The following is a 6,325-nucleotide window of genomic DNA, read 5'->3' as shown; positions in this document are numbered from 1 at the left end:
CTACAAAACCCCGTTGGGCGCTGCCTGTCTCCCCTCTCCAACTTGATTGGAGAGGAGCCGGGGGTGAGGTTGCGGTGACGACCGGATTATTTTGTTAAACGGCATCAAACCCGCCCTGTTTTTGTTTGTCCGGGGTCCCCGCGCACCATGTGTTACATGAGGAAGGACCAGGAGATGGGACTATAAGTCGCTCCAGCCGCCGGGCTTACATGTCCCGCGCCAGCAGCGGCAGGGTGAAGACCGCCAGCGCGCGCTGCCACTCTTCCCGGCCCTGGGGCAGGGCGTCCAGCAGCAGAAACAGTTCGGGTAGCGCCGCCGCGATGGTGTCGGTGGGAACCGCCGCGTGGCGGGCCAGCATATCCTGAAGCCGTTCGGGATACATCAAAAAGCCCAGCGTCCAGTTGCTCAGCGTGTGGCCGCCCATGATGGTGTCCATCAAGCCGTATTTTTGCTTGATGGCGGGCACGCCGGCGTCGTAGATCTGGTGCGCCTGTTCTGCGGACCCGTGTAGTGCTTCGGCATCCAACTGGGCGATGAGGCTCTGGTAGCTTCTGTCCCGGTAAATCGACGTGGCCGGGAGGGCAAGCAGGCGCTCGACTTCGACGGGTGAAACGCCGATGTAGGAGGCAAGCATATCGACTAGCATGATCGACCTCTTTCTGTGCTGATCCGAGGGGGTATCAATCCCCGCAGCTTGCTGCCCCCAGAACCGAACGATTGAGCGTTGAAGACCCGGATCGCGTCACCGGCGGGTGCCGGTGGGCGTCGATGCACCGGGATGCATTGTGAAAGAGGATATTTTACCCGGCGGCGTTCCGGCGCTCAATCCTTTTTTTATTATTTGCGTTTGTACTCCTTGCCCAAACCGGCTGCATGGCTGGCGCGTTGAGACGCCCCCTCGCGCGGTTATCCCGCGATCGCCGCGAGATCCGCCGGGAACGTCGCCGCATCCAGCGGCCCGAACGACCGCCACACCACCACGCCCGCCGGGTCGATCACCAGCGTTTGCGGCAGCGCGATCACCTGATAGGCTGTCAGTGTGGCATCGTCGGGATCGATCAGTACGGCGTAGCGCATATCGTGCCCGGCGGCGTATGCGGCCACGTCGTCGCGCGGCTCGCGCAGGTTGATCCCCAGCACGATCACGTCGCCCGCGTCTGCGAGCGCTTGCAGCACAGGGATCTCCGCTTCACACGGAGCGCACCACGTCGCCCAGAAGTTCACGATCACCCATCCGCCGCGCAGCGCGCTCAGCGTGATAGGATCGCCGTTCAGCGTGTCGAGCGTGAAGTCCGGCGCGATCCACGCCGCGTCGAGCGAATCCGCGTCATCCGTTGCTGGCGGCGCTGGCGCGACATACTCCTGCGCCACAGCGTCGCAAGCGGCCAGAACGATCCATATGAAACTGATACTGAGAACACCATAGATCCACCTCATCCTCATGACGGAAACAGTTTTTCGACCACGTTCACCCGGTAAGCCAGCGCCGCCGGGACCAATCCCGCCAGCGCGCCGACGCCCAGCGGCAGCGCCCACAACAGCGCCTCCCACTCCGGCAGCAGGCGCAGCGGGACCGGAATGGCCGACCGCGCCGAATACGCATCCGCGACGACCTGCGCCGCGCCATACCCGATCACACGCCCCAGGATGGCCCCCAACAGCGTGACGAACAGCGTCTCGAACAGCACGATCCGCACCACGTGCGCCGGGCTGCTGCCCAACCCGCGCATGACCGCGATCGCGTGTTCCCGCGCGACCGTCGCGTTGTACATCGACAGGAACACCGTCAGCGCCGCGATACCCAGCACCATGTACCCGATCAGTCCCAGGATCTCCTGCGCCTGATCGATCAGCTCGAACAGGTCGGTCAGTTCCGTACCGGGGAAGGCCGCCTGCGCCTCCGTGCCGGTATAAAATTCCTGGTAGATCTGGTTCTGCCCGGCGAAGCTGGCAGGCAGCACCAGCACCGCCGTCACCTGATCCGACGCGCCCAGCCGTTCGCCCATGTACGGGGCCAGCGAATCGTTGGGATCGACCTCGTGCACGTGCCACACGCTCTCGATCTGCGTGAACGCCGCGCCATCGTAGGCCGTGCCGGATGGCTTGAGGATGCCTACCACGGTATACGGCTCGTGGTGGTGGTCGGTTGCGATGCCTTCCCCGAAGCCGTGCGTCGTCTCGAACTGATCCCCGACCTTCAGCCCCAGGTCTTTCGCGGCAGTCGCGCCCAGCACCGCCTCGAACAGCCCCTCGTCGTGATGCTCGTCGCCTTCTTCGTGTTCTTCAGCGTCGTGCTCGGCGTCTTCTTCGTGCTCGTGATCCTCGACCACGGCGAACAGCCGCCCGTCCGCCAGTTGGAACGCGGGCGGCGCGCTGCGCGACGTGCGCAGCTCGAAGAAATCGTGATTGGTCCCGATCAGCCGCGCGCCCGCCACGTTATCCCCGAACGCCAGCGGCACGGCGAGCTGCACGCGTTCGTCGTGTTCCAGGTCGTCGTAGATCGTGTAGGGGATGTTCCCGATCGGGTCGTCTTGCAGCAGGATGCTGCTCAGCACGAGCTGTTGGCTGCTGCCCTTCGCCCCGATCACCATCACGCCGAACGGATCGCTGGCCTGAATGATGCCTTCTTTCGCGCCGTCGGAGAGCATCGCCACCGCCAGCGAGAGCGCCAGTGCCAGCGCGATCACCAGCGCGGGGATCGCCGTCTGAATCGGGCGGGCGTGCAGGTTGCGCCACGCCACCGCCATGTCGTAAATCATGCCATCACCTCGGATGCGGCGTACAGCGGCTCGGCGGCCTGCGCGATCAGCCGTCCGTGTTCCAGATCGACCGCCAGCGGGAAGCGCGCCGCCAGCGCGGGATCGTGGCTGGCGACGATCAGCGACGCGCCGTTTTCCCGGCAGATCGCCTGCACCAGATCCATCACGGTCTGCGCGGCCCCGGCGTCCAGCGCAGCAGTCGGCTCGTCGGCCAGCAGCACGTCCGGCCTGTTCGCCAGCGCGCGCGCCACGGCGACCCGCAGCCGCTGCCCCGTGCTCATTTGCGCCGGGCGGTAATGGGCGTACTCGGCCAGCCCGACGCGCCCCAGCAGGTCGCGCGCGTCGCGTTTCCACTGGCCCGCCGGATATTTGCGCGCGAACGCCATCGGCATCACCACGTTTTCCAGCGCGGTCAGCGGCGCGAGTAGATAATGCGTCTGGAAGATGTAGCCGGTGTGCCGCGCGCGGAACCGGTCGCGCTCGCCGGGGGCCAGCGCGTACAGCTTCTGCCCGTCATAGGTCACCGTGCCCTCGGTCGGCGCGAGCAGCCCGGCGGCGATGTTGAACAGCGTCGTTTTGCCGCTGCCGCTCACGCCGCGCAGCAGGATTTGCTGCCCGCCATCCACCTCCCACCGCGCGATGTCGAGCACGGTGCGCGCTTCGCCCGCGGGGCTTTTATAGACGTGCCGCAGGTCCGCAAACGTCACGTTCATCCGTCCAACACCTCGATTTCGTCCGCGTACAGGCGCACCAGGCTGACCATGCCCGACGACGCATCGACCGACGACCCGACCTCCATCCGCCCCGTGATCCGCACCGGGTAGCGGTTGTTGAACAGGGTCGCTTCCGGCAGATACACCAGCGCGATCCTGTCCGGCCAGTCGGCGTCGGTGCTGCAAAACGGGCACATCGCCAGCGGGATCTGCGTCAGCACGAAAAAGTCGAGCTTGGGCTTCAGCGGCGGCGCGATGTAGCCTTCCATCACCACTTCCCGCCCGTCCAGCGACACCAGCTTGTCCGACAGAATCCAGCCGCGCCGCATGTCGTACTTCTCGTAAAACTCGTCGAACGTCATCGCTACGGGGAACGACTCGAACTGCACCGGGGCCTGCGCCGTCGGCTGGTACGCGGTATCCGTCGCGGCGGCGATGCGGCGCGCTTCGCCTTCGTCCAGTTCCACGCTCAGCGGCGTGGGCGTCGCTCCGGTGGCATCCCCGGCCATGTCCGGCGTCGCGGTGATCGTGGGTGAGGGCGATGCCGTCACCGTGGGCATACCCGCTGCGATCGCCTCCTCCGTGACCGCCTCGACCGTGGGTGTCGCAGAGGCGCTCTGAGCCACCACCGGCGGCAGCGGCGTCACGCGCTGGATGCCGCTGTTACTGCTGCCGCACCCCGCCAGCAGGCCCGCCCCTATGATCGGGACCGCGATCCAACTCAACCGTTTTCTCACTCGTCCGCTCCTCTACTGAGGTATCTCAGCCCCACGTCCCTCTGCTTGTCGCCCCTCTCCACTTTGATCGGATTGGGGCTGGGGGTGAGGTCCGCCTTTGCTCTTGGCTCTTGCCCTTGACTAAGAACTTCCAACTAAAAACTAACGACTGCTTTTCGCTCACGAGCTTCCTTCACGGGACGGCGCGCACCCGCCCATCCGCAGCCGGTGCGCGCCTGTGGTCAAGGAAGCTCGGACTTATTCGGCGGCGGTCATCGGGTCCAGGCCCAGCGCCGCGGCCATGCCGAAGAACACGTCGGTGTTATCGAGCACGTGGCCGAAGTACGCCGCGCCGGGGCCGGTCGCGTAGACGGGCACGTCCTGCAGCGTGTGCACGCTCGTGCTCTCGCCCGCGGGTAGATTGCCGCTCATGGTGATGCCGTTTTCGTCGTCAGTGGGGTTGTCCACGCATACGCCCTGGTCGTCGCAGATCGCGGGCGCGCGGTACACCGGGCTGACCTGGAAGTCTTCGGTGAAATCGGGGTGATCGACCTTGCCCTGCGCCAGCGTCACGGAGACGTCCCAGCTGTCCGGGAAGAAGTCGCCGTTTTCGTCCACGTAGGTCGGGAATCCGGCGTTCTGGTAGACACCGATCGCCTCGCGGCGGCCTGCGTCGTCGCTCGCGGCGTTGAACGCTTCCACGTCCACCGTGCCGTACACGTCATAGCCGTGGCCGTGGTCGGAGGTGACGATGATCAGCGTGTCGGGCGCGTTGGCCTGGACCCATTCCACCGTCGCGGCGATGGCGCGGTCGAACTCGATCGCGTCGGCGATGGCGCGGTCCCAGTCCATGGGGTGCTCGGCCTTGTCCACGCTGGCCGCTTCCACTTCCAGGTAGAACCCGTTGGGGTTCTGGTTCAGCACGTCCAGCGCCGCCATCGTCATATCGACCAGCCCCGGCTGATCGGTGAACTGGCCCAGGTTGTCGGTGTAGACGTTGCGGTCCAGCCACACGCTCATGTCGCTCGGCGTGAAGAACCCGGCCAGGTGATCGGGCGTGCCGTCGGCCAGCGCCGCGTCCAGTTCGGTTGCCGTCGTCACGATGGTGTACCCGGCGTCTTCGTATTCGGTGAACAGGTCGCGGTCGTCCTGGCGGCGCGAGCCTTCCGCCGACTGCGGCAGCAAATAGCTTGCCCCGCCGCCCAGCAGCACTTCGGGCACCAGCCCGTCGTCGAGGATCTGCGCGGCATACGCGGCGCGGCTCGCGCCACTGCGGTCACGGCCATAGCCCCACACGCCGTTGGGCGTCGCGTCGGTGAAGTCGGAGGTGGTCACGATGCCGACCGACATACCGCGCACGCGCTTCGCCACGTACGCGAACTTTTCCACGCGCGGGTCGTCCAGCTTGTCGGGCGACGAGTCGGCATACACGCCGTTCGCGTTCACGGACGACTTGTGGCCGGTGTTGTACGCGCTGATGCTGTTGGCGCTGTCGGTGATGATCGAGTCCACGCCGGAGGTGTGCAGCAGGCCGATTTCCTCGAAATTGTCGAAGCTCAGGCTGCCGTTGTACGTGCCCTGCTCCATCCCGCGCGATACCAGACGCGTCGCGGTGTACAGCGCCGTATTGCCGCCGTCCGCGATGAACAGGATCACGTTTTTCGCCGTGCCGTCGGTGATCGCTTCACGCACGGTGTAGGTTACGCTGGTGGTTTCGCCACCGGCCACCACTGCCACCGTGACTGCGCCCGGCTCGCTGAACATCACGTCGCGCCACGTCCACGCGACGACCGGCGCGGGGCTGTCGTCCGCCCCTGCGTTCCAGGTTTCTTCCACCGCGTCCGCACCGAAGAACGCCGCTGCGTCCTCGTCGTTGATCGTCACGGCGAAGTCTTCCGGCAGCGCCTCGGCGTGCACTTCGATCCGCAGATCGAAATAAACGCCCGGCAGGAACTGCGCCTGGTTGATCGGCAGGATCACGACTTCGGGCGCGTCCTGCGCCGCGACGGGGTGCGCGCCGAGCGGCGCAGCGAGCGGTAAGGCCAGTGTGAGGACGAGCAGGAGCGTTAACAATCGAAACAAACGCATGGCTGTATCTCCTTGAGAGGTATGGGATAGGGCATACCAAAGGCCATTT

At 65.7% G+C, this 6,325-nt stretch carries 6 protein-coding genes; all 6 read right to left on the bottom strand.

Annotated elements, in window-relative coordinates:
* Positions 1-205: 205 nt before the first annotated feature.
* The gene (locus V7116_RS17175) at positions 206-646 is read right to left on the bottom strand and encodes a hypothetical protein (protein ID WP_324393186.1); all 441 of its coding nucleotides are present in this window, start codon (positions 644-646) and stop codon (positions 206-208) included.
* A 260-nt stretch (positions 647-906) separates the two neighbouring features.
* Entirely contained in the window at positions 907-1,371 is a 465-nt protein-coding gene (locus tag V7116_RS17170; RefSeq protein ID WP_324393185.1) for a TlpA family protein disulfide reductase, read from the bottom strand.
* 68 nt (positions 1,372-1,439) lie between these two features.
* On the bottom strand, positions 1,440-2,759 hold the full coding sequence (locus V7116_RS17165) for an ABC transporter permease (protein WP_324393184.1): 1,320 nt from the start codon (positions 2,757-2,759) through the stop codon (positions 1,440-1,442).
* A complete protein-coding gene (locus tag V7116_RS17160) occupies positions 2,756-3,472 on the bottom strand; it encodes an ABC transporter ATP-binding protein (protein ID WP_324393183.1) in 717 nt (238 codons plus the stop codon). The genes V7116_RS17165 and V7116_RS17160 overlap by 4 nt, the downstream gene beginning before the upstream one ends.
* A complete protein-coding gene (locus V7116_RS17155; RefSeq protein WP_324393182.1) occupies positions 3,469-4,209 on the bottom strand; it encodes a hypothetical protein in 741 nt (246 codons plus the stop codon). The genes V7116_RS17160 and V7116_RS17155 overlap by 4 nt, the downstream gene beginning before the upstream one ends.
* A gap of 237 nt (positions 4,210-4,446) precedes the next feature.
* A complete protein-coding gene (locus V7116_RS17150) occupies positions 4,447-6,276 on the bottom strand; it encodes an alkaline phosphatase (RefSeq protein ID WP_324393181.1) in 1,830 nt (609 codons plus the stop codon).
* Positions 6,277-6,325 lie beyond the last annotated feature (49 nt).

Origin of the sequence: Aggregatilinea sp. (assembly GCF_036822615.1) — a bacterium.
In the GTDB taxonomy this organism is placed as follows: Bacteria; Chloroflexota; Anaerolineae; order Aggregatilineales; family Aggregatilineaceae; genus Aggregatilinea.
The sequence above is the reverse complement of the archived record's forward strand: the minus strand, read 5'-3'. Positions and strand labels throughout refer to the sequence as shown.